Raw genomic sequence first — 21420 nt, forward strand, 5'->3', positions numbered from 1 at the left:
GCGGCTGCCCGGAATCCACCCGACCGACAAGGACTGGGCCTGCGGGTGTCCTCCGTCACCTTGGCCCTTTTCGAGATGCGGGATCGGGCTCGATGCCCTTTGCTTGTTCGCGAGACGCGTACGCGCGTCTCCCCCTCGGCCCCTCGGCCACCCCCACCACTGTCTCGCCGCCACCGCTGCCGGCGCGTTCCACCATGCATGGACGGAGATTGATGTGACGACCCTGCGGGTCGACGAGCAGCCCACCACCAACCCGGGCCGGGTCCACCGGCCCACCCTCACCTCCCGGCCCCACGTCCCGACGCAGGCCGGGTCGGGCACGCCCCCGCAGACCCGCCGCATCCTCATGCTCTCCTGGGAGTACCCGCCGGTCCTGGTCGGCGGCCTCGGCCGGCACGTGCACGCCCTGTCGGTGGCCCTGACCGCCGCCGGGCACGAGGTCACCGTCGTCACCCGACACACCGACGGCGCACCCCTGGAGGAGTACGCCGACGGCGTCCGCATCATCCGCGCCGCCGAAGACCCGGTCACCTTCCCACTGGCCACCTCCTCCCTGCTGGCCTGGACCATGGCGTTCAACCACACCCTCACCCGCGCCGCGCTACGCGCCACCGAAGCCGGCTCCTACGACGTCATCCACGCCCACGACTGGCTCGTCGCACACACCGCGATGACCCTGCGCGAGCACCTGGACATCCCGCTGGTCAGCACCATCCACGCCACCGAGGCCGGCCGGCACCAGGGCTGGCTGCCCGAGGAGATGAACCGCACCATCCACGGCGTCGAGCACTGGCTGGCCGGCGAGTCGGGCCGGGTGATCGTCTGCTCCGGTTACATGCGCGACGAGGTGACCGGGCTGTTCGGCGTACCGGCCGGCCGGGTCGACGTGGTGCCCAACGGGGTGGAGCCACACCGCTGGCGGGCCCCGGCCGCCGCGGTGGCGAAGGCCCGCGCCCGGTTCGCCGGGGACGGCCCACTGGTCACCTTCGCCGGCCGGCTGGTCTACGAGAAGGGCGTGCAGCACCTGCTCGCCGGGCTGCCCGGGCTGCGCGAGCGGCACCCCGGGCTGCGCGCGGTCATCGTCGGCGACGGGCCGCACAGGTCGGCCCTGGAGGCCGAGGTGCGGCGGCTCGGCCTGGGCGGCACAGTCAGCATGCCGGGCTTCCTCGGCGGCACCGACCTGCCCGCCGTGATGGCCGCCTCGGACTGCTTCGCGGTGCCGAGCATCTACGAGCCCTTCGGCATGGTGGCCCTGGAGGGGGCCGCGGCCGGGGCGCCCCTGGCGGTCGCCGCGACCGGCGGCCTCGCCGAGATCGTCGAGCCCGGCGTCACCGGGATGACCTTCGCCCCGCAGGACCCGGCCGGGCTGACCGAGGCGGTGCACGCCCTGCTGTCCGACCGGGAGCGCGCCCGGGCCATGGCCCGGCGGGCCCGGGCCATGGTGCACGAGCAGTACGGCTGGGCGGCCATCGCGCGCCGCACGGCCGCCGCGTACGCGGCGGCGATCGCCAAGGCCCCGGCGTTCACCGCCGAGCGCGCCGAGCGCCGGATGGCCGAGGGCCGCTCCCCGGTGCGGATCGCCGAGGGCAACCTCCTCGCCGCCGCCGGCCTGCGCTGACCGAACCCACCCCGCCCCCTTCGGCCATCCTGCACTTCCGGCCCTGGTTTCGTCGGGTTTGCCCCGCATGCCGGGGCGGCAAGTGCAAGGTCACCGAAGCGGGGTGGGGTGGGAAACGCCGAACGGGCCGCCCACCCCGGATGGCGTCGGCGGCCCGTTCCCGGTCGGGAAACTGCGGGTCAGCGCTCCGCGGGCGGGGTGTACGCCCGCTCGGGGGACCCGGTGTAGAGCTGCCGGGGGCGGCCGATCTTCGTCTCCGGGTCGTTGATCATCTCGCGCCACTGGGCAATCCAGCCGGGGAGCCGGCCGAGGGCGAAGAGCACCGTGAACATCTTCGTCGGGAAGCCCATGGCCTTGTAGATCAGGCCGGTGTAGAAGTCCACGTTCGGGTAGAGCCGGCGGGACACGAAGAAGTCGTCGGCGAGGGCGATCTCCTCCAGTTGCATCGCGATGTCCAGCAGCGGGTCCGGCTTGGCCATCCGGCCGAGCACGTCCTGGGCGGCCTTCTTCACGATGGCGGCGCGCGGGTCGTAGTTCTTGTAGACCCGGTGGCCGAAGCCCATCAGCTTCACGCCGTCCTGCTTGTCCTTCACCTTGCGGACGAAGGACTGCACGTCGCCGCCGTCGGCCTGGATCTTCTGCAGCATCTCCAGCACGGCCTGGTTGGCCCCGCCGTGCAGCGGCCCGAAGAGCGCGTTCACCCCGGCCGAGACCGAGGCGAAGAGGTTGGCGTTGCTGGAGCCGACCAGCCGCACGGTCGACGTGGAGCAGTTCTGCTCGTGGTCGGCGTGCAGGATGAACAGCATGTCCAGGACCTTGGCCATGACCGGGTCGACCTCGTACGGCTCCGCCGGCACGCCGAACGTCATCCGCAGGAAGTTCTCCACGTAGCCGAGCGAGTTGTCCGGGTACAGCAGCGGCTGGCCGATGGACTTCTTGTACGCGTACGAGGCGATGGTGGGGACCTTGGCCATCAGCCGGACCGTGGACATCTCGACGTGGTCGGAGTCGAACGGGTCCAGGCTGTCCTGGTAGAAGGTCGAGATGGCGCTGACGGCCGAGGAGAGCACGGCCATCGGGTGCGCGTCGCGCGGGAAGCCGTCGAAGAACCGGCGCATCTCCTCGTGCAGCAGGGAGTGTCGCCGGATCCGCTCGCTGAACTCGGTCAGCGCCTGCTGGCCGGGCAACTCGCCGTAGATCAACAGGTAGGAGACCTCCAGGAAGGAGGACTTCTCGGCCAGTTGCTCGATCGGGTAGCCCCGGTACCGCAGGATGCCCGCGTCGCCGTCGATGTAGGTGATCGCGGAGGAGCAGGCCGCGGTGTTGACGAAACCGGGATCGTACGTGGTCATCCCGGTTTCCTTGAGAAGCTTGCTCACGCCGATGCCGGCGGGGCCCTCGACCGCCGACTGCACCGGCATCGACAGCTGCCCACCGGGGTGATCGAGCTTGACTTCCGTCATGTGGTTCCTCGCTTCGCCGGCAGATCTACTTTGAAATTGCCTTCGCTTTTACCGTAAACACGGTTGCGGGGACACCGCCCGCCGTGGTTCGGCGGTGAGGTATGCGTCACCCGGTTCCCGACCTACAGGCGCGGAAACCCGGCGGGCGCGAGGTGGGCGACGAACCCGGGCAAAGCACCAAGAAGGCCCCCACCGCGCGTCACGCGTCGGCCGGGGGCCCTTGCCTCGAGGGCCGCGAAACTCTCAGGAAACACTCAGCCGGCGCAGCTCGTCGCCGGGGCCGACCCGGTAGACGTCCAGCCGGTTGGCGCCGGCCCGGAACAGCCGGTCGTCGGGGAGGAGGGCGGCGAACCGCCGCCCGCCGGCATCGGGCGGCACGACCGGGACGACCGCGCCGATCCGGCCGTTGACCGCGACGGCGAGCAGCGTGCCGTCGCGCACCGCCGCCGGGACGGTGCCCCAGACCAGGGCCGGCAGCTCGCCGGTGTCCGGGTCGACGGCGCGGAACGCGGCGAGGTCGGCGACCCGGGCGGTGCCGCCGGCCGGTCGCTGCCCCACCTCGGTACCGACCAGCGGATGGGACGACGGTTCAGGCAGCGGTGCCGGCACCCCGCCGGGGAAGCTGACCGGCTCGCCCGGCTGGTCGTAGAAGCGCTTGTCGGCGCGCTCGCGCGGGGCCTGCCGGGCGGAGCGCCCGTCGACGTGCCACGGGATCCGGATGCGGGCGTGGTCGGCGACGGTGGGCAGCAGGTCCACGTGCTCCCAGTTGCGGTCGTCGACCCGCCCGGCCCGCTGGCCGGGCTCCTTGACGAACATCGGCACCCAGGCCACCTGCCCGGCCGCCGCGCGGATGGCGTCCATCCCGCGCCCCTGGAAGCCCTTGTCGAAGCTGACCCCGTGGTCGGCGGTGACCACCACGAGGGCCTTGTCGTACAGGCCCGTGGCGCGCAGGGCGCGCAGCGTCTCGCCGACCAGCCGGTCGGTGTACGCCAGTTGGGCGAGGTGCCGCTGCCGGGCCAGCTCCACCCAGCCCGCGCCGTCGTTGGGCAGGTCGTCCGGGGCGGCGTAGCGGGCCCCCGACGGCAGGAACACCCAGGGCGCGTGCGGCATCAGCAGGTGCAGGAAGTGCAGGGTGGGCCGGCTGGTCGGACGCAGCCCGGCCAGGAACGTGGTGAACCGGGCCGGCTGGTTGTCGTTGAGGCTGTCCCAGCGGAACTTCGGGTCGGCCGGGACCGGCTCGGCGGCGTCCAGCCCCGCCTCGGCGGCGGTCAGCTCGCGGTACGACTCCTCGGGGTCGACCCGGCTGTCCGCCGGGGCGGTCACCTGGCGCAGCAGCTTCCCGCTCTCCCGGATCAGGGTGCCGAGGCCCTGCCGGGGGCTGGCCGGCTGGTCGCAGCGGCTGGGTGGGCAGAGCCGGGTGATGCTCTCCTGCGCCCGGATGTCGTACAGGCCACCGAGGGCGGTGAACAGGTTGTCCGGGTACTGCGAGTAGTGCGGCGCGACCGGCTCGGCCGGGTAGCGGCCGGTGAGCATGGCCGGCAGCGCGTACGGCGTCCAGCCGCTGACCCCGGTGGCGTTGCGGTACCACGTGGAGCCGGCGGCCAGCTCGGCGAAGTGCGGGTAGCGGGCGGCGTCGATCCGGCCGTCGGGGCCGAGCAGGGAGACCAACGGCAGCTCGTCGAGGACCAGCATGACCACCGGTGGATGCTCCCCCGCCGCGGCCACCCCGGCCGTGCCGGCGTGGCCGCGCGGCAGCGCCACCGCCGAGGCCGGTGAGGCGAACAGGAACAGCGCCACGAAGGCCAGCGGCCCGGCCGCGGCCACCCGCAGCGCCCGCCCCGGCCCGCGCCACCGCCGGTGCGCGGCGGCCCCGGCCGCGCCCACCACCGCCGCGAGCAGCAGCAGCGGTACGCCCCGCAGCGGCGTGCCGTGCCGGCCCACCTGCACCGCGAGGGCGGCGAGCAGCAGGCCGACGACCCCGGTGTGCACGGCGGCCCGGACGGCTCGGCCGGCCACCCGGCTCGCCGCGCCGAGCAGGGCCACCGGCAGCGTGGGGGCCAGCGCCACCAGCGCCACCAGGGTCAGGACCTCGCCCCGGCTGGCCCGGTGGAACAGGAAGAAGTCGGGGCTGCGGCCCAGCACGTCCAGCATCGGCTGGGTGACCACCAGCCCGACCAGCGCCACCACCTCCAGCAGCCGCTCCCGCTCCGCCCGCCACCCGCCCGGTGGGGCGGTGCGGGCCGGGTCGGGGGCCGGTGCGGCCGGGGCGGCCGGCGGAGCCAGGGTCGCGTCAGCCACCCACCACCGCCTGGTACAGCGTGCGGGTGCCCGACGGCAGCTCGGCGCGCCGCTCGATCCGGCACCGGGTGGCCAGCAGCCGGGCGAACTCGTCGGGCCGGTAGTCGCCGAAGAGGCCGGGCGGCCGGTTGGCCAGCAGTCGCCGGGTCATCGGGTCCTCGGGGTGGACGAACTCGACCACCAGCCGGCCGCCCGGGGCGCACGCGGCGGCGAGCTGGTCGACGACCTGGGCCAACGGCACGTTGCGCCCGATCGCCAGGTGGTGCACGACGGCGAGGGCCAGCACCAGGTCGGCCCGCGCCCGGGTGGCGAAGGGGGCCCGCTCGACGCCGCGCCAACCGCCGCCGGGCGACGGGTCGGCCAGGTCCATCACCAGCGGCAGCACCCGCCGCTGGTCCTCGGCGCGCAGCGCGGCGTACAGCTCGTCGACGACGACCGGGTCCTGCTCGACGGCGACGACGTAGCCGGCATGCCGGGCGGCGATCCGGGCGTACCGGCCGTCGTTGGCGCCCAGGTCGAGCACCAGGCCGGGCGGCGGGCCGGCGGTCAGCGCCGCGGTGACGAAGCGTTCCTTGGCGGCCCGGTCCCCCGCCGAGTACGTGCAGGTGCGCTGGTAGTCGATCCAGTGGCTGGGGGCATGGCGCGGGGCCAGCCGGCGGACCAGCTTCTCGATCCGGCGCACGGTGGCCAGGGCCAACTGCCTGGAGTACCCGGCGGTGCGCAGTTGCGCCCGCACGTCGCTGGTGGTCGCGGCGGCGTGCCGCTGCTGCATCGCGGAGTGCAGGTGCACGTGGGTGGGGACGCCGGGCAGCAGCCGGCGGGTGCCGGTGAACAGCCGGCGCATCTGCTCCGGCGGGATGCCGTCGACCTGGGCGCGCAGCCAGGGCTGGAAGTCCACGCCGAGGTGGGCGGTGAGCAGCAGCGGGTAGAGCAGGGTCTGGCAGAACTGCCGATAGCCGGCCCAGGGCTCGCCGTCACGGGCCGGCTCGAACGAGCCGACGTCGATGAAGACCGGCCGGGCCCCGTGCCACTGGAGGTTGTAGGCCGAGCCGTCCTTCGTGGTGAAGCCGGCGGCCAGCGCCGCGCGCAGGACCTCCAGGTGCAGCAGCGCGGCGTCGCGCAGCATGCCGAACGACCACTCGTACGGGTGGGAGACGAACGGGATGCGCTCGTGGCGCAGCACCGCCGCCCACGGCCCGCCGTCGGGGGCGCGGAACCGGTCCGGGGCGACGGGCTCGGTGCCGCAGACCTTGCCGGCGGCGAGCAACGGCGGGAAGAACTCGCTGGCGGCCAGGGCCCGCCAGTCCTCGGCCGCCCGCGCGTCCAGCCCGCGTAGCACCTGGCCGTCGGCGTAGAAGACGCGGTTGGCCGGGTCGCGGAAGGAGCCCGGCTCGACCCGGACGCCGGTGTCGGGGGTGGTCATGCCGACGGCCCGGCTCAGGGACGGTCGCTGGGCTGGCGGCGGAACCGGGCCGTCAGCCGACGCCAGTAGAGCTTCGCGGCCACCGCCGCTCCGGCCACCCCTCCGACCACCGCCTGCACGATCAGGCTGCCGGATCCCGCGTCCAGGTAGGCCAGGTGTCTCACGGTCGCTCCTTCCCCTCGCCGTCTCGGAGTCAGCTCCCGGCCCCGCCGCGCTGAGGGTTTTCACCCGGAAAGGCCGGACTTGTCTCATTGCCACCGTACGCGACGACCGGCCGCGTCGAGGCCACACCGGCCACTCCGACCGCGTCCGTTCCGTTCAAGACGCCACGCCCGGTCCCGCCGTACCGTCGGCGGCATGACACCTCACTTCGACCTCGTCGGCCTGACGGTCGCCGACATGGCCCGGACCCTCGACTTCTACCGGCGCCTGGGCCTCGACGTCCCGCCCGGCGCGGAGGCCGAGCCGCACGTGGAGTTCACGTTGGCCAACGGCCTGCGGCTGGCCTGGGACACGGTGGAGACGATCCGCGGCTTCGACCCGGGCTGGGCCCCGCCGACCGGCGGCTCCCGGGTCAGCCTCGCGTTCCGCTGCGCCGACCCGGCCGAGGTCGACCGGTGCTGGGCCGAGCTCACCGGGGCCGGCTTCCACGGCCACCTGGCACCGTGGGACGCGGTCTGGGGCCAGCGGTACGCCGTCCTGCACGACCCCGACGGCACCGCCGTCGACCTGTTCGCCCCGCTGCCGGTGAGCTGACCCGGGAGCACCGACGGCCGGGGACTCGACTCAGCCGCGCAGCAGGGCGGCGGGCGGCACCCCGGCCAGTTCGCGGACGTCGCGGGTCAGGTGGGCCTGGTCGGCGTACCCGGCGCGGGCGGCCACCTCGGCCAGCGGCGTCCCGGCCCGGGCCAGGGCGAGCGCCCGACGCATCCGCAGGATGCGGGCGAGGGTCTTCGGGCCGTACCCGAAGAGGCGCTGGCAGCGGCGGTGCAACGCCCGCGCGCCGAGGCCGACCTCGGCGGCGACCACGCCGACCGGCGCCCCGGCGGCCAGCCGGCCCGCCAGGTGCGCGCCGAGCGGGTCGGGGCCGCCCGCCGCGCGCAGCCGGTCCCGGGCGGCCTCCTCCAGCGCCGCGCCGACGGCCCGCCCGTCGGCCGTCCGCTCGGCGACGGCGGCGGCGGCCGGCCCCCACAGGTCCGCCAGGGGCACCCGCCGGTCGCGCAACTCGTGGGCGGGCACGCCGAACACGGCCGGCCCGGTGCCGGGCGGCAGCCGCAGCCCGACCCAGCGGTCGCCCGCCGCGCTCACCGACAGTTGCGCCGTGCGGTCCGGCCCGGCGACCAACAGCCCTCGCCGCGAGGACCACAGCAGGTCCAGGCACCCGTCGGGCAGCACCCGGGCGACCCCGTCCCGGGTGCCGACGCTCTCCCAGAGCACCGCACCGGCCACCCTGGCTGCGCGTTCCCGGTACACGCCCCGGAGTCTGCCATCCCGGGCGGGCCGAGGCCGTCCGCGAGGCCGACAGGCGCGGGGTCCCGGTCGTCATCACCAGCCGGCGCCCTGTGCGGGTGCCGTGGAGTCCGTGCCCGCCGGCAGAGAAACCGTGAACACGGTATGCCCGGGGCGGCTGGACACCTCGACCCGGCCGTGGTGGGCGTCCACCACGGCCGCCACGATGGCCAGCCCGAGGCCCGTGCTGCCGTGGGCACGCGAGCGGGAACTGTCGCCCCGGGCGAAGCGCTCGAAGACGTCGTCCCGCAGGTCTGCCGGGACGCCGGGTCCGTCGTCGGTGACGCTGAGCGCCACCGAATCCGGCGCGGGGGCGAGTCGGGTGGTGACGGTGGTCCCCGGCGGGGTGTGCACGCGGGCGTTGGCCAGCAGGTTCGCCACCACCTGGTGCAGCCGGGCGGCGTCGCCCGGCACCACCTGCTCCGCCTCGGGCAGGTCGAGCTGCCAGCGGTGTTCCGGGCCGGCGACGTGCGCGTCGCTGACCGCGTCGACGACCAGCGCGGTCAGGTCCACCGGCTTGACGGCCAGCGGCCGGCCGGAGTCGAGCCGGGCCAGCAGCAGCAGGTCGTCGACGAGGCTGGTCATCCGGGTGCTCTCCGACTCGACCCGGCGCAGGGCGTGCGCGACGTCGGGCGGGACGCGGTCCCGGCCCCGGCGGGCCACCTCGGCGTACCCCCGGATGGCCGCGAGGGGGGTGCGCAGCTCGTGGCTGGCGTCGGCGACGAACTGGCGTACCCGGGTCTCGCTGGCCTGCCGGGCGGCGAGCGCGGCGGCGACGTGCCCGAGCATCCGGTTGAGCGCGCCGCCGACCTGGCCGACCTCGGTGCGGGGGTCGGTGTCGGCGGCCGGGACCCGCACGGACAGCGCCACCTCGCCCCGGTCCAACGGCAGCTCGGTGACCCGGGCGGCGGTGGCGGCGACCCGGCGCAGCGGGCGCAGGGTGGCCTGGACGATCAGCGCGCCGAGGCTGCCGGCGACGAGCAGCCCGGCGGCGGCGACCCCGGCCTGGGCCAGCACCATCCACCAGACGGTGTCCTGGACGCCGGCCAGCGGCAGCGCGAAGACCAGCACGTCGCCGGTGCCGCCGACGCCGTCGCCGTCGTTGTCGGGGCCGAGCTGCCGGGCCACCGCCCGGTAGTCGCCCTGGTCGCCGAGGTCCACCGTGCGCGGCCGGCCGTCGGCGGCCAGGCCGACCAGCCGGGCCGTCGTGTCGGTGGCGAGCGGCTCGTCCGAACCGGTCGAGGTGCGGATCTTCGCCTGGATCACCCGGCCGTCGGTCACCCGGATGGCGATCGAGCCGGTCGGGAAGCCGGGGGGCAGGTTCACCCCGCGGGCCAGCGGGGGCAGGGCGGCGGTCGGGGGCCGCCGGTCGCCGCCGGACCGGCGATCGTCGAAGGTGAGCTGGTCGTCGACCTGGGCGACGAGGAAGTGTCGCAGGGCCACCGTGGTCAGCCCGCCGATCCCGATGCTGACCAGGGCGAGCAGCGCCACCACGGCGGCCACCAGCCGGGTACGCAGGGACCAGCCGGCCAGCCAGCGGCGCAGCCGGTCAGTCCGCGGGCTTGAGGACATACCCCGCGCCGCGCAGCGTGTGGATCATCGGCGCCCGGCCGGCGTCGATCTTCTTCCGCAGGTACGAGATGTACAGCTCGACCACGTTGGCCTGCCCGCCGAAGTCGTAGTTCCAGACGTGGTCGAGGATCTGCGCCTTGCTGAGCACCCGACGCGAGTTGCGCATCAGGTACCGCAGCAGCTCGAACTCGGTGGCGGTGAGGGTGATCATCCGGTCGCCGCGGCGCACCTCGTGGCTGTCCTCGTCCAGGCTGAGGTCGCCGACGGTCAACACGGCGTCCTCCCGGGTGGCGACCGCGAACCCGGAGCGGCGCAGCAGGGCCCGCAGCCGGGCGATCACCTCCTCTAGGCTGAACGGCTTGGTGACGTAGTCGTCGCCGCCGACGGTGAGCCCGGCGATGCGCTCCTCCACCGCGTCCCGGGCGGTCAGGAAGAGCACCGGCACGGTCGGGGTGTGCTCGCGCAGCCGGCGCAGCACCTGGAAGCCGTCCAGGTCGGGCAGCATCACGTCGAGCACCACCGCGTCCGGCTGGAACTGCCGGGCGGCGCTCAGCGCCGTCATCCCGTTGCCCGCGGTGCGGACCTGCCAGCCCTCGTAGCGCAACGCCATCGAGAGCAGGTCGGTGAGCGTGGGCTCGTCGTCGACCACCAGCACCCGGACGGGTTCCCCGTCGGGTCGGCGCAGCTCGATGCGGCCCTGCGCGGCCTGCCACTCCATGACCATGCCCCCCATCGTGGGACGGACGGCTGTGCCCCACCTCGGCAGACCCTGTGTACCAGCTGTGCGGGACGGCCGGGACGGGACGGCAGACCCCGCGACCTGACCGGCTGCGGCCACGTGCCGATGCGCGACGACCCGGCGCTGGTCGCCTCGGTCATCCCGGCCACCACCGGCGCGGCCCCGGCCTGACGCCAGGACCGGCGGGGCGGATCACGCCGAGCGGGCCACCGGCTCAGGCCCGGCGGTTCACTGCGTCATGCCCAGCGGGTCGGTGCGGACGAAGCGCATGGTCCAGGTGCCGGTGTCGTCCGGGCGGTCGCGCCGGTAGAGGTGGTCGGCGGCCGGCGCCGGGGAGCCGCCGGGGTGGCGCAGCACCCAGCGCTGCGGGGGCGCCCCGTCGGCCCCGGCCGGCACCTGTCGCACCAGGTCGTGCGCGGGCCCGCCGACGAACCGTACGGTCACCTCGGTCATCGCGCCCTCCGTTCTACCGCCGGCGCCCCGGGTCGGCCTTCCCGGTGGAAGCTACCGCACCGCACCGGGCGACGCGGGCGGCGCCGGGCCGACACTTCCGGCGGTTTGCGCTGTTCCGGGGCCGGGTACCGGGGCGGACGTGACGGGACTGCCGCCCACCGACGGTGGCGAGCGAGACGAGGAGCGGTCGATGCGGACGCTGGACGGGCGCTACCAGCTCGAACAGCGCATCGGCATCGGCGGGATGTCGGAGGTGTGGCAGGCCCACGACGTCGTGCTCGACCGGCCGGTCGCGGTGAAGCTGATCTCCCCCGGCCGGGACGGACCGGCCTCGGTGGAACGCATCCGCGCCGAGGCCCGCTCCGCCGCGCGGCTGGTGCACCCGAACGTGGCCAGCGTGCACGACTTCGGCACCTCGTCGACGGTGCACGACCGGTCGGCGCCGTACATCGTGATGGAGCTGGCGCAGGGCGAGACGCTCGCCGCGCACCTGCGCGCCGGGCCGCTGGACTGGCGCATCGCGGTGCGGGTCTGCGCCGAGATCGCCGCGGCGCTGGCCGCCGCGCACGCGCACGGCATCGTGCACCGCGACGTGAAGCCGGCCAACGTGATACTCACCCCGAGCGGGGTGAAGGTGCTGGACTTCGGCATCGCCACCCCGGCCGGCGTGCCCGACGAGTTGCCGGACGGCATGGTGGTGGGCACGCCCGCGTACCTGGCCCCGGAGCAGTTCGACCGGCGACCCGCCACCCCGGCCGCCGACATGTACGCCCTCGGCGTGCTGCTCTACTACTGCCTCACCGGCCGGCTGCCGTACCCGGCCGACAGCACCAGCGACCTGCTCGGGGCGCGCCGGCGGCAGCCGCCGGCGCCGCTGCCGCCGGTCGACGGCCTGCCGCCGGAGGTGGCCGGACTCTACGGGCAGCTGATGGCCGACGATCCGGCACACCGGCCGACCAGCCTGATGGCCGCGCTGCTGCTGGCCGAGGCGGTCGACGCCCGGGTGTACGTGCCGATGCTCGGCCCGGCCCGGCCCCGCCAGCGCGACGGGCAGGTGTCCCCGTGGACCGAGCAGGCTGCCGCCGAGGCGACCCAGGCGGCCGTCGGCTGCCGGTCGGCCGGACCGGGCCGCCACCACGCGTCCTGAGTCCCGGCCGCCTGTCGCGGAGCCGGCGACGGTGCCGCCCCGCGACCGTGGCCGTGACGGTGCCGTCCCCGCAGGTAAGGCGGCGTCCACGGCTGGGCCGGAGCGGGGCCGGTGGCCGGGGCCGGGCGGTTTCGCCGGGGCCCGGGCCGGGTAGCCGGGCGGGTGACTGAGGGGGGAACGCGATGCCGGATCCGAGTTCCTGGCTGCACAAGGCCACCGCGACCGCCGCGGGGGGCCACGTCCGAACCGACGACGGGGGACTGTCCAGCACCCTGGCCTCCCCGCTGGCGCCGCACTGCACGGGCCTGACGCCGGAGCAGCTACTGGCCGCCGCCTTCGCGTCCTGCCTGCACCACGCGGCGGTCGAGGCGGCCGGGGAGATCACCGACGAGGCGCACACCGTGCAGGTGCGCGCCGAGGCCCGGCTGGGCCGCGACGACGACGGACGCTACCGGGCCGACGTACGCGCCTCCATCTCGTCGGCCGGGCTGAGCCGACAGCAGCTCGCCCAGTTGGTCGAGCACGCCGATCGGCTCTGGCCGTTCTCCAGCGGCGACAGCACCCGCCACCGGCTCACAGTCACCCCGGCGGAGAACGGCGGGCGCTGAACCGCTCCGCCCGGCGCTTCGCTCCTCACCAGCGGAACCCGGCGGTGACCGCGCGGGTTGACCTCCTGCAGGGCGATCAGATCGGCGTCGGAGGCGACGAGCGCGTCCACGGTCGCGGCGCCGCCTCCTCCGATCGGATATTCGATCATCCTCCGAACGAACGAGTCGATCATGCGACCGTGACGGGCCACGACTCCCGGGCGAAACACCCGCCTTGTCTCTCCATAACGGTCATGCCTGACATAACCGTTACACCGGGAGAGTCGGTTTGCTGCCTCGGCGGGGGAGATGGCGGGTCAGCATTCCGCGAATTGTGGCGGATGCCACCAACCACCCCGATGGCAAGGCGCGCCGATCTCTCTAGCCTCGGCGGGTGCGTCCCGACGAACCCGCTGAGCAGAAGCAAACCGCCGCCCGACCGGCTGACCGTCCGACCGATGCCGCATCGGCCGGGCGGACGACCGGCCGGCACCGCCGGCCCGAACCGCCGCGCCGCGCCGGCCGCGCGCTGCTCGGGTCGGCCCCGGTGCGCGTGGCCCTGGCCACCGGCGTGACCTGTTGCCTCGGCGTGGCCGCCTTCGCCGGCACCCGGCACGCCGATTCCGACCCTGAGCCGCTCCGCGACACCCTCGCCGACCGGGCGGCGGTCGCCGCCGAGGCCGAGCGGCGCGCCTCCCGCTCCCTCGACCGCGCCCCGGGCGCTGCGGTGACGGTCTCCCCCAGCCCGACGGCGAAGCCCAGCCCCAGCGCCAGCCGGAAGCCGAAGCCGAAGCCGGCCAGGCCGTCACGCCCCCGCCCGGTCGCCGGTCTCGACCAGCTCCAGATGGACAACGCGAAGATCATCGTGGACGTGGGGCGGGACCTGAAACTGCCCCGCCGGGGCCTGGTGGTGGCGGTGGCCACCGCCATGCAGGAGAGCGACCTGCACAACCTGGCCAGCGACGTGCTGCCCGAGTCCTCCGACTACCCGCACCAGGGCAGCGGCTCCGACCACGACTCGGTCGGGCTGTTCCAGCAGCGGCCCAGCAGCGGCTGGGGCAGCATCCGCGACCTGATGCGCCCCGCGTACGCGGCGCGGGTGTTCTACGAGGCGCTGCTGGAGGTGCCCGGCTGGCAGGACATGAGCGTCACCGCCGCCGCCCAGTCCGTGCAGGTTTCGGCGTTCCCCGACGCGTACGCCCGGCACGAGCAGCGGGCCACCGCGGTGGTGGCGGCGCTGGTCTGAGCCGGCTCAGACCACCCGAATGTCGCGCCCGCCCGGCGGCTCGGCGCCGGCCACCGCCCAGGTGGTGGGCCCCCCGCCGGACGGCACGGACGCGGCGGCCGTCGGCGTGTCGGCGGCCACCGGCTCACCGACCGGCCCGGTGAGGATCTCGTCGACCCGGGTCGCCCGCCGGCGGCGCGCCACCAGGGCGGCCTCGACGTCCCGGCGGGCCCGCACCGCCTCGGCGTACGCCTGCTCGCGGAGCTGCCGGACCTCCTCGCGGGCCGCGTCCAGCTCGACCCGGGCCCGGGCCAGGAGCTCGGCGGCCTCCCGCTCGGCGTCCGGCGGCGACGACCGGCCGGGGCCCGCCCCGGCCGCCTCGGCCCGGCGCCGCTCGACCAGGTCACACAGGCGGGTCGCGTCCTGCCGGATCCGGTCCCACTCGCGACCCGTCCCGGCGGCAGCCTCCGCCCGCGCGGCGAGCCGGCTCAGCCGGACCGCCAGCTCATCGAGGCAGGAGTCGACCTGCCGCCGGTCGTAGCCGAACTCCACGACGGAGAATCTCATCCTGTCGCCCCCAGGCAGCCGGTGCTACTTCCCACCTGCCGATCCTCGGCGGTGCCGACGCACGCCGAGGGGGTTCGGGAAAATTGTTCGGCATCCGGGCAACGACACCCGCCGCCCGGGGCGCGGGTCAGACCCGCTTGGGCAGCACCACGACGCGGCCGAAGAACTCGTCGATCCGGCGCACCACGTCGTTGAAGTCGTCCAGGTCGATCGGCTTGGTCACGTACGCGTTGGCCTGGAGGGTGTAGCTGCCGACGATGTCGGTGTCGGCGTTGGAGGTGGTGAGCACCACGATCGGGATGGTACGCAGGTCGTCGTCCTGCTTGACCTCGCCGAGCACCTGCCGCCCGTCCATCCGGGGCATGTTCAGGTCGAGCAGGATCACGTCGGGCCGGCGGGCCTCGGTGTGCCGCCCCTCTCGGCGCAGGAACTCCATCGCCTCCTGGCCGTCGCCGACCACATCGATGACCTTGTCGACGTCGGAGTCGACGAGGGCCTCCTCGATCATCAGAACGTCGCCGGGATCGTCGTCCACCACGAGGATACGAACGGGGCCGGGGGTGTTTCCAGCCATCAGTGACCTGCCTCGGGTTGAACGCGGACGGCGACCTCACGATCGCCTGCTGGCGGGGAAATCTAGCCCATCACGGGGCGGACTGCGACCTCGGGTGCGCCGTGTCGGACCGGTACCCCAGCACCTCCGCCAACCCGGTCACCTGCAACACCCGCTCCACCCGCCCGGTGGCCCCGGTGACCCGCAGCCAGCCGCCCCGGGCCGCGGCCCGGTTGTCGCCCCGGACGAACGCGGCAATGCCGGTGGAGTCGCAGAAGGTCAGCTCGGTGAGGTCGACCAGGAGATGCCGCTCCCCCTGGTCGGCCAGCCGGTCGAGGACCGCGTTCAACTCGGGCGCGGTGCTCAGGTCGAGCTCGCCGGTGAGTCGCAGGCACGCCCCGGCGCCGTCCCGCTGGGCGTACGTGACGGTGAACGTCAACGTGGTCCCCCTCGCTTCACCATGGGCAAATGCTTGCAGTGGAGCAAGTATAAGCAGTGCGTCGGGGAGGCCCCCGCGGCCCCGCGCGATCACCGCGACCGCGGGCCCGCCCCGCGTCGAGCGACGCCCCCGCCGCGGCCGCGGCGAGCAGTTCGCCGGCGGCCACCTCGGGCAGCAGGCGCTCGGCGACCGGCCTCAGGTGGCGCACCACGGACACCCGCCGGCACCTGACGGTGACCGGAAACCGCTCATGTTTTCCAATCCTTCCACCCACCCTACGCCGGTGTGCCGGCACCGCCACCCCACCGCCGCCCGGCCGGCAGCCCCGCGGAAAGGCGTGATCGTGGTACTCCACCGGAGACAGCCCGACGCGACGCCGCCGACCATGTCCGTCGATCTCTCCGATCCGGACGCACCTCTCATCCGGGTCGGCGGCGATCTCGCCTTCACCACCGCGGCACCGCTGCGACGCGAGGTGGCGGGCCGGGAGCCTCAGGTGGCGGTCACCGGTTGCAGGCGCGGCCCGTCGGGGCGGCGCTGCGCGTCGCCGGGCGGCGGCTCCGCGTCCTCCGGTGGCCCGGAGCCGGGCGTCTGGAACAGGTAACGGACGAACTCCCCACCCGCCTCGTTGTCGTCCGCCCCGGGCCACTGCCCGGTGCAGTCGACGCCGACCACCTCGCGACCGACGCCGTCGGCCTCCTCCAGCAGGGCCCACAGGCTCACCGGGTAGCACCTGGTCGCCTGTGGCGTGAGCCGCCAGCGGGCGTACCAGCCGGGACGGGCGGGGACAATCTCGACGATTTTCTTCATGACGACCTTCCCTTCCGCGTGTGTCGGAAGTACTCCGGTCCGCCCCGATCATGGAGCCCGGGCGGGTGAGCCTGGCTCACCCGCCCGGGATGACGCGGCCGGCCGTCCGGCCCGCCCCTCGGTCGCCCCGCTTCTGCCGGGGGCGCGACCCGTTTCGGCCCCGACCAGGCCGGGAAGGCGGTCGAGACAACGGACCGGAGAAGGGCGAGGTGTGCCATGCGTAAGCAGATGGAGGGTGACAACCAGCGCCGCCGGGCGCTGGCCCGGCAGGCCCGCGAGCGCGGCCGGCAGGCCAGTGAGACCGGTGCGAGCCTCAGCGCGTCCAAACAGCTCACGCACCTGGACCGGGGCAAGCGCGCCGGGCCGCCGCCGGCCGGCCGGCACAAGCCCGACAGCACCCGGGGCGGGCCGGCCCCGCCGCCGGCCGCCCCCGCGCCGGCCACCCCGTCGCAGCCGCGCGCGCGGCGCGGCCCCGCCGGGGCGCCGGGGGCCGTCGGCGTGGGCTACCGGGAACTGGTCGACGACGTCGGCCGGCGGGCCGGCGTCGACTTCCGCACCGCCAAGGTGGCGGCCGAGGCGACCGTGCTGACCCTGGCCTGGGCGCTGGACCAGGCCGCCCGGGAGCGGCTGCTGACGGCGGTGCCGGTGTCGCTGCACGACGTGGTCCCGGTGGACGGCATCGAGCGCCACCACGACCTGCCCGGCTTCCTCGCCGAGGTGGCCCGGCTCAGCGGCCGTACCCCGGAGCAGGCCCGCTACCAGGCGGAGGCGACGCTCGCCGCGCTGGCCGAGCGGGACGGCGACCTGCTCGCCTCCCTGCACGTACCGGACGGGCTACGCGACCTGCTCGGCCCGGCGGCCGGCGGTTGAGCGCGCGGGCCGGCGGGCGCGCCTGCCGCCGGCCCGCCGCCGCCAGGTGCGGGCCCGACCGGACGGCGGCTACGGTGCCGGGATGCACTCCGCCGCCGACGGCCCGCTGCTGGTGGTCGACCCGGCCCGGCGCACCGGGCGCACCCTGCTCGCGGGCGGGGTGGCCCAGTCGTACGTCGACGTGGCCGACCCCCGACACCTGCACTTCGAGTACGTCCGCCGAATGGCCGCCGTGGTCGACCTGGCGGCGCCGCCCGGCGTCCCGGTCGACGCGCTGCACCTCGGCGGGGGCGCGTTGACCCTGCCCCGGTACGTCGGGGTGACCCGGCCGGGCTCCGCCCAGCTCGTGGTGGAGCGGGACGTTGCCGTGGTCGAGCTGGTCCGCCGCGAGCTGCCCGCGCCTCCGCCGGGGGTACGCCTCGACCTCGCCGACGCCCGCGAGGCGGTGACCGGGGCCCCGCCGGGCGGGTACGATCTGGTGCTCGCCGACGTGTACCGGGCGGCCCGGATGCCGGGGCACGTGGCCAGCGTGGAGTTCGCCACCGAGGCGGCTCGGGTGCTGCGCCCGGACGGCATCCTGCTGGTCAACGTCACCGACCTGCCGCCGTTGGTGTTCACCCGGGCGAGGGTGGCCACGCTGCGGGCCGTCTTCGCCGACGTGTGCCTGGTCGCCGACCGGCGGATGCTGCGGGGGCGGCGCTACGGCAACGTGGTGCTCGCCGCCGCCGGCCGGGCGGGACGGCTGCCGGCCAACCGGCTGGCCGCGCGGGCGGCCCGCGACCCGGTACCGGGGCAGGTGCTGCACGGGCCGGCGCTCGACGAGTTCGTCGGCGGGGCCCGCCCGGGCACGGATGCCTCCCTCGGCGTCAGCTGAGCCGCGCCCCGGGCGCGGACGGGTTTCCGGCCCGGCGGCGGGGGTAGCCGCGCCGGATGAGCGACGCCGACGACAGGGTCACCGCCCGGCGGGCCGCGATCGTCATCGGCCTGGTGCTGGCCACCCTGCTCGGGCTGGCCCTGATCTGGGCCACCCGGCGGGTGCTGGTCTGGGCCGTGGTCGCCGCGTTCTTCGCCGTCGCGCTGAAGCCCCTGGTCGACGGCGCGCAACGGCGCTTCGTGCGACGCCGCGCGCTGGCCACCCTGGTCGTCTTCCTGGCCGCGTTCGGGGTGCTCGCCGCGCTGACCGCCGTGATCTTCCTGCCGCTGGTGCACGAGTTGGGCCGGTTCGCCGAACGGGCCCCGGACCTGCTGCGAGAGACCCGCGCGGGGCGGGGGCCAGCCGGCGAGGCGCTGGAGCGACTGCGGCTGCGGCGGTACCTCGACGGCCACTCCGACCAGATCCAGCAGTACGGCAGCCGGTTGCGCGAACCGAGCGTCGGGCTGGTCCGGCGCGTACTGGAGGCCCTCGCCGGGGTGCTCACCGTCATCGTGCTGGCGTACCTCATGGTGCTGGAGGCACCGAAGATCACCGCGGGCGTGACCGCTCTGCTCAGCGACCGGGCGGCCCGCCGGGCCCGGCGGATCGGCCGGGGCGTGTCCCGGGTGATCACCGGCTACCTGACCGGGAACCTGCTGATCAGCGTGATCTGCGGCGTCCTCACCTTCCTGGTGCTCATCCTGACCGGGGTGCCGTTCGCCGGGGTGATCGCGCTGCTGGTGGCGATCGCCGACCTGGTGCCCCTGGTCGGCGCGACGTTGGGGGCGATCCTCGCGGGCGGCGCCGGGTTCCTGCACTCCCCCACCGCCGGGATCGTGGTGCTGGTGTTCTTCGTGGTCTACCAGCAGGTGGAGAACCACCTGCTGCAACCGGTGATCATGGCCCGGGCGGTCCGGCTGAACCCGTTGACCGTGCTGGCCAGCGTCCTGTTCGCGGCGGAGCTCGCCGGCCTGGTCGGCGCGCTGCTGGCCGTCCCGGCCGCCGGGATCGGGCAGCTCCTGCTGCGCGAGTTCTGGCCAAGGGGCCGCCGCCCGCGACCGGCCGGGGACCGGTGATCCGCCGCGGCGGCGGAAGTCGGTTCACCCCCGCGCGCCGTCGGCCCTCAGCCGCGCCGGGCCGGGACCTCCGGCGACGAGCTCTCCAGCGGCACCGCGTTGGCCGGGACCAGGCCGAGTTGCACGGCCGGGCGGGGCAGGGTGGCGTCGAGCAGCCAGTCCGCGCCGACGCGGGCCCGGTTTCCCGGCATGGCCAGCAGGTGGTAGCCGCGGGTGACGGCCTTGGCCGGCAACCCGGACAGCGACACCTTCAGCGGGTTCGCCGCGGCGTCCTTGCCGCCGAGGTCGACCACCCAGCCCAGGTCGTGGTGCTTGTACGGCCGGCGCCGGCCCTGCCCGTAGGAGGCGGCGATGTTGTGGGCGGCGAGCTTGCCCTGACGCTGGGCGTGTTGGGCGGTCATGGTGCACACCTGCCCGGGGCGGGTCAGGTCGGGCACCGCTGCGGCGTCGCCGCAGGCGTACACCTCGGGGAAGCCGGGGACGGTGAGGTACTCGTCGACCACCAGGCGGCCCTTCTCGGTGCGCAGGCCGAGCTCGGCGACGAACGGGTCCGGGCGCACCCCGACGCACCAGACCAGGCTGCACGTGGCCACGCACTCCCCGTCGGTCAGCCGCACCCCGTCGAACGTGGCCTCCGCCACCGAGGTGCCCATCCGCACGTCGACGCCGCGCCGACGCAGCACCCGGTCGGCGGTCGCGGACATCCGCTGGTCAAGTTCGGGCAGCACCCGGGGGGCCACGTCGAGCAGCATCCAGCGGGGCCGGACGCCCAGGTGCGGGCGCTGGGCGACCAGCCGGTCGGTGAAGAGCTGGCCGTGCGCGGCCACCTCGGTCCCGGTGTAGCCGGCGCCGACCACCACGAAGGTGGTGCGGGCCCGCTGCTCGGCCGGGTCGTCGGTCAGCTCGGCCAGCTCGATCTGGCGTACCACGTGGTCGTGCAGGTAGAGCGCCTCGGGCAGGCCGCGGAAGCCGTGGGCGTACTCGGTGACGCCGGGAATGGGCAGCAGCTTGTTGACGCTGCCGACGGCGAGCACCAGGCGGTCGTAGGCGAGCCGGCCCTGGTCGCCCTCCGGCATCGTGTAGCCGACCCAGCGGTTCTGCAGGTCGATCCGGTCGGCCTCGCCGACGACCACCCGCACGCCGTCGAGGGTGCCGCTGAGCGGCACCGAGACCCGTCCGGGCTCGACCACCCCGGCCGCCACCTCGGGCAGCAGCGGCAGGTAGAGGAAGTAGTCGGTCGAGTTCAGCAGGACGATCTCGGCCCGGCTCCGGGCGAGCCCGCTCAACGTCTTCGCCGCGTGGTAACCGGCGAACCCGGCCCCCACGATCACCACCCGAGGCTTCGTCATGGGGAGTGCCGTTCCCGCCGCCGGCCCGGGCAAACGTCAGGGGTCGGTCCGGCTGGAGCCGGACGTGGGCGGGCCCGGACGGAGCGGTCCCGCACGCGGGACTCGGCCTCGAACAGGTCGGCGAAGTCGGCCGCGACGGCGAGCCGCAGCTCGACCCCGTCCGGGGTCACCGACGGGCTCAGGTCGGGTCGGGTGCGGTGATCGCCCACCGCTCGTGGTCCCGCCACGCCCCGTCGATGAACAGGTAGTCCGGCGAGTAGCCCTCCAGCCGGAAGCCGAGCTTGCGGGCGATCCGCCGGGACGGCTCGTTGCCCGGCTGGATGTTCGCCTCCAGCCGGTGCAGGCCCAACACGTCGAACGCGTGCCGCACCACCAGGCCGATCCCGGCCGACGCGTGCCCGGTGCCGCTGTACGGCAGGAACGCCGCGTAGCCGAGGTAGCCGCCGCGCAACGCGCCGAGGAGGATGCCGCTGATGTTGACGTACCCGGCGATCGCCCCGCCGGCCCGGTCGCAGATCAGGTACCCGGCGTGGTTCCGGCGCCGGATCCAGCCCAGGTACGTGGCGTACGCCTCCGGGGTGTCCGGGGCCGACAGCCACGGGTGGTGCAGCGGCCGGCTACGCCGGGCGGCGGCGACGAACTCGGCCTCGTCGGAAGGTCGGGGTCGGCGGATCGCGGCGAGCCCACCGGTGCTCAGGTATCTCAGGGCCAACCACTCTGACCGGCGGAGCGGGACGCTGTCCAGCCGGTTACCGCCGCCGCCGGGCGAGCGGACGGCGCGGCCCGTCCGCGCCGACGGTGCCGGCCCG

General features: G+C 75.1%; 21 protein-coding genes and 1 pseudogene. 8 read left to right on the forward strand and 14 right to left on the reverse strand.

Annotated features, from left to right (window positions below):
- Window positions 1–214 precede the first annotated feature (214 nt).
- Window positions 215–1618: a glycosyltransferase family 4 protein gene (locus OOK41_RS21400; RefSeq protein WP_266266464.1), complete on the forward strand. Its 1404-nt coding sequence runs from the start codon at window positions 215–217 to the stop codon at window positions 1616–1618.
- A gap of 179 nt (window positions 1619–1797) precedes the next feature.
- Here OOK41_RS21400 and OOK41_RS21405 read toward each other — a convergent pair whose 3' ends face one another.
- The 4 genes from OOK41_RS21405 to OOK41_RS21420 form a co-directional block, all read right to left on the reverse strand.
- Window positions 1798–3081, reverse strand: a complete 1284-nt coding sequence (locus OOK41_RS21405) for a citrate synthase (protein ID WP_117667659.1) — start codon at window positions 3079–3081, stop codon at window positions 1798–1800.
- A 243-nt stretch (window positions 3082–3324) separates the two neighbouring features.
- Window positions 3325–5364 carry a sulfatase-like hydrolase/transferase gene (locus tag OOK41_RS21410; protein WP_266267926.1) on the reverse strand — a complete coding sequence of 680 codons (2040 nt, stop codon included), beginning with the start codon at window positions 5362–5364 and terminating at the stop codon, window positions 3325–3327.
- A gap of 7 nt (window positions 5365–5371) precedes the next feature.
- Window positions 5372–6802: a bifunctional 2-polyprenyl-6-hydroxyphenol methylase/3-demethylubiquinol 3-O-methyltransferase UbiG gene (locus tag OOK41_RS21415; protein ID WP_266266465.1), complete on the reverse strand. Its 1431-nt coding sequence runs from the start codon at window positions 6800–6802 to the stop codon at window positions 5372–5374.
- A 14-nt stretch (window positions 6803–6816) separates the two neighbouring features.
- Window positions 6817–6966: a hypothetical protein gene (locus OOK41_RS21420; protein ID WP_266266466.1), complete on the reverse strand. Its 150-nt coding sequence runs from the start codon at window positions 6964–6966 to the stop codon at window positions 6817–6819.
- Between the two features lie 193 nt (window positions 6967–7159).
- Between OOK41_RS21420 and OOK41_RS21425 the strand changes: the two genes are divergently transcribed.
- The gene (locus OOK41_RS21425; protein WP_117667663.1) at window positions 7160–7558 is read left to right on the forward strand and encodes a VOC family protein; all 399 of its coding nucleotides are present in this window, start codon (window positions 7160–7162) and stop codon (window positions 7556–7558) included.
- Between the two features lie 30 nt (window positions 7559–7588).
- Here OOK41_RS21425 and OOK41_RS21430 read toward each other — a convergent pair whose 3' ends face one another.
- From OOK41_RS21430 to OOK41_RS21445, 4 genes are all read right to left on the reverse strand, one after another.
- Entirely contained in the window at window positions 7589–8275 is a 687-nt protein-coding gene (locus OOK41_RS21430; RefSeq protein ID WP_266266467.1) for a helix-turn-helix transcriptional regulator, read from the reverse strand.
- Window positions 8276–8347: 72 nt separating this feature from the next.
- Complete coding sequence (locus tag OOK41_RS21435) at window positions 8348–9883, reverse strand: cell wall metabolism sensor histidine kinase WalK (protein WP_266266468.1); 1536 nt, start codon at window positions 9881–9883, stop codon at window positions 8348–8350.
- Window positions 9861–10601: a response regulator transcription factor gene (locus tag OOK41_RS21440; protein WP_266267927.1), complete on the reverse strand. Its 741-nt coding sequence runs from the start codon at window positions 10599–10601 to the stop codon at window positions 9861–9863. Before OOK41_RS21440 ends, OOK41_RS21435 begins: the two co-directional genes overlap by 23 nt.
- Before the next feature lie 249 nt (window positions 10602–10850).
- Complete coding sequence (locus tag OOK41_RS21445; protein WP_117667669.1) at window positions 10851–11075, reverse strand: hypothetical protein; 225 nt, start codon at window positions 11073–11075, stop codon at window positions 10851–10853.
- 190 nt (window positions 11076–11265) lie between these two features.
- On the opposite strand from OOK41_RS21445, the gene OOK41_RS21450 reads away from it, so the two are divergent.
- The 3 genes from OOK41_RS21450 (at window position 11266) to OOK41_RS21460 (ending at window position 14055) form a co-directional block, all read left to right on the forward strand.
- Complete coding sequence (locus tag OOK41_RS21450; protein ID WP_266267928.1) at window positions 11266–12222, forward strand: serine/threonine-protein kinase; 957 nt, start codon at window positions 11266–11268, stop codon at window positions 12220–12222.
- Between the two features lie 182 nt (window positions 12223–12404).
- Window positions 12405–12830, forward strand: coding sequence for an OsmC family protein (locus OOK41_RS21455; protein ID WP_266266469.1), 426 nt, complete (start codon window positions 12405–12407; stop codon window positions 12828–12830).
- A 373-nt stretch (window positions 12831–13203) separates the two neighbouring features.
- Complete coding sequence (locus OOK41_RS21460) at window positions 13204–14055, forward strand: hypothetical protein (protein WP_266266470.1); 852 nt, start codon at window positions 13204–13206, stop codon at window positions 14053–14055.
- A 6-nt stretch (window positions 14056–14061) separates the two neighbouring features.
- Here OOK41_RS21460 and OOK41_RS21465 read toward each other — a convergent pair whose 3' ends face one another.
- The 4 genes from OOK41_RS21465 to OOK41_RS21480 all read right to left on the reverse strand — a co-directional run bounded on the left by OOK41_RS21465 (window position 14062) and on the right by OOK41_RS21480 (window position 16403).
- Window positions 14062–14601, reverse strand: a complete 540-nt coding sequence (locus tag OOK41_RS21465) for an ATPase (RefSeq protein WP_266266471.1) — start codon at window positions 14599–14601, stop codon at window positions 14062–14064.
- 127 nt (window positions 14602–14728) lie between these two features.
- On the reverse strand, window positions 14729–15175 hold the full coding sequence (locus OOK41_RS21470) for a response regulator (RefSeq protein WP_117667675.1): 447 nt from the start codon (window positions 15173–15175) through the stop codon (window positions 14729–14731).
- Window positions 15176–15245: 70 nt separating this feature from the next.
- A complete protein-coding gene (locus tag OOK41_RS21475) occupies window positions 15246–15593 on the reverse strand; it encodes an STAS domain-containing protein (RefSeq protein WP_266266472.1) in 348 nt (115 codons plus the stop codon).
- A 492-nt stretch (window positions 15594–16085) separates the two neighbouring features.
- Complete coding sequence (locus OOK41_RS21480) at window positions 16086–16403, reverse strand: hypothetical protein (RefSeq protein WP_266266473.1); 318 nt, start codon at window positions 16401–16403, stop codon at window positions 16086–16088.
- A gap of 216 nt (window positions 16404–16619) precedes the next feature.
- Between OOK41_RS21480 and OOK41_RS21485 the strand changes: the two are divergent.
- From OOK41_RS21485 to OOK41_RS21495, 3 genes and pseudogenes are all read left to right on the forward strand, one after another.
- A pseudogene (locus OOK41_RS21485) lies at window positions 16620–17258 on the forward strand (DUF2267 domain-containing protein); the annotation flags it as partial.
- 97 nt (window positions 17259–17355) lie between these two features.
- Window positions 17356–18147 (forward strand): spermidine synthase, encoded by a 792-nt coding sequence (locus OOK41_RS21490; RefSeq protein WP_266266474.1) that lies wholly within the window; start codon window positions 17356–17358, stop codon window positions 18145–18147.
- A 56-nt stretch (window positions 18148–18203) separates the two neighbouring features.
- Window positions 18204–19262, forward strand: coding sequence for an AI-2E family transporter (locus OOK41_RS21495; RefSeq protein WP_266266475.1), 1059 nt, complete (start codon window positions 18204–18206; stop codon window positions 19260–19262).
- 47 nt (window positions 19263–19309) lie between these two features.
- Here the strand turns inward: OOK41_RS21495 and OOK41_RS21500 are convergent, their stop codons facing one another.
- Both OOK41_RS21500 and OOK41_RS21505 read right to left on the reverse strand, forming a co-directional pair.
- Window positions 19310–20611 (reverse strand): NAD(P)/FAD-dependent oxidoreductase, encoded by a 1302-nt coding sequence (locus OOK41_RS21500; RefSeq protein ID WP_117667685.1) that lies wholly within the window; start codon window positions 20609–20611, stop codon window positions 19310–19312.
- Between the two features lie 178 nt (window positions 20612–20789).
- Window positions 20790–21323, reverse strand: coding sequence for a GNAT family N-acetyltransferase (locus OOK41_RS21505; RefSeq protein ID WP_266266476.1), 534 nt, complete (start codon window positions 21321–21323; stop codon window positions 20790–20792).
- Window positions 21324–21420 lie beyond the last annotated feature (97 nt).

This window comes from Micromonospora sp. NBC_01655 (assembly GCF_026339755.1).
Classification (GTDB): domain Bacteria; phylum Actinomycetota; class Actinomycetes; order Mycobacteriales; family Micromonosporaceae; genus Micromonospora.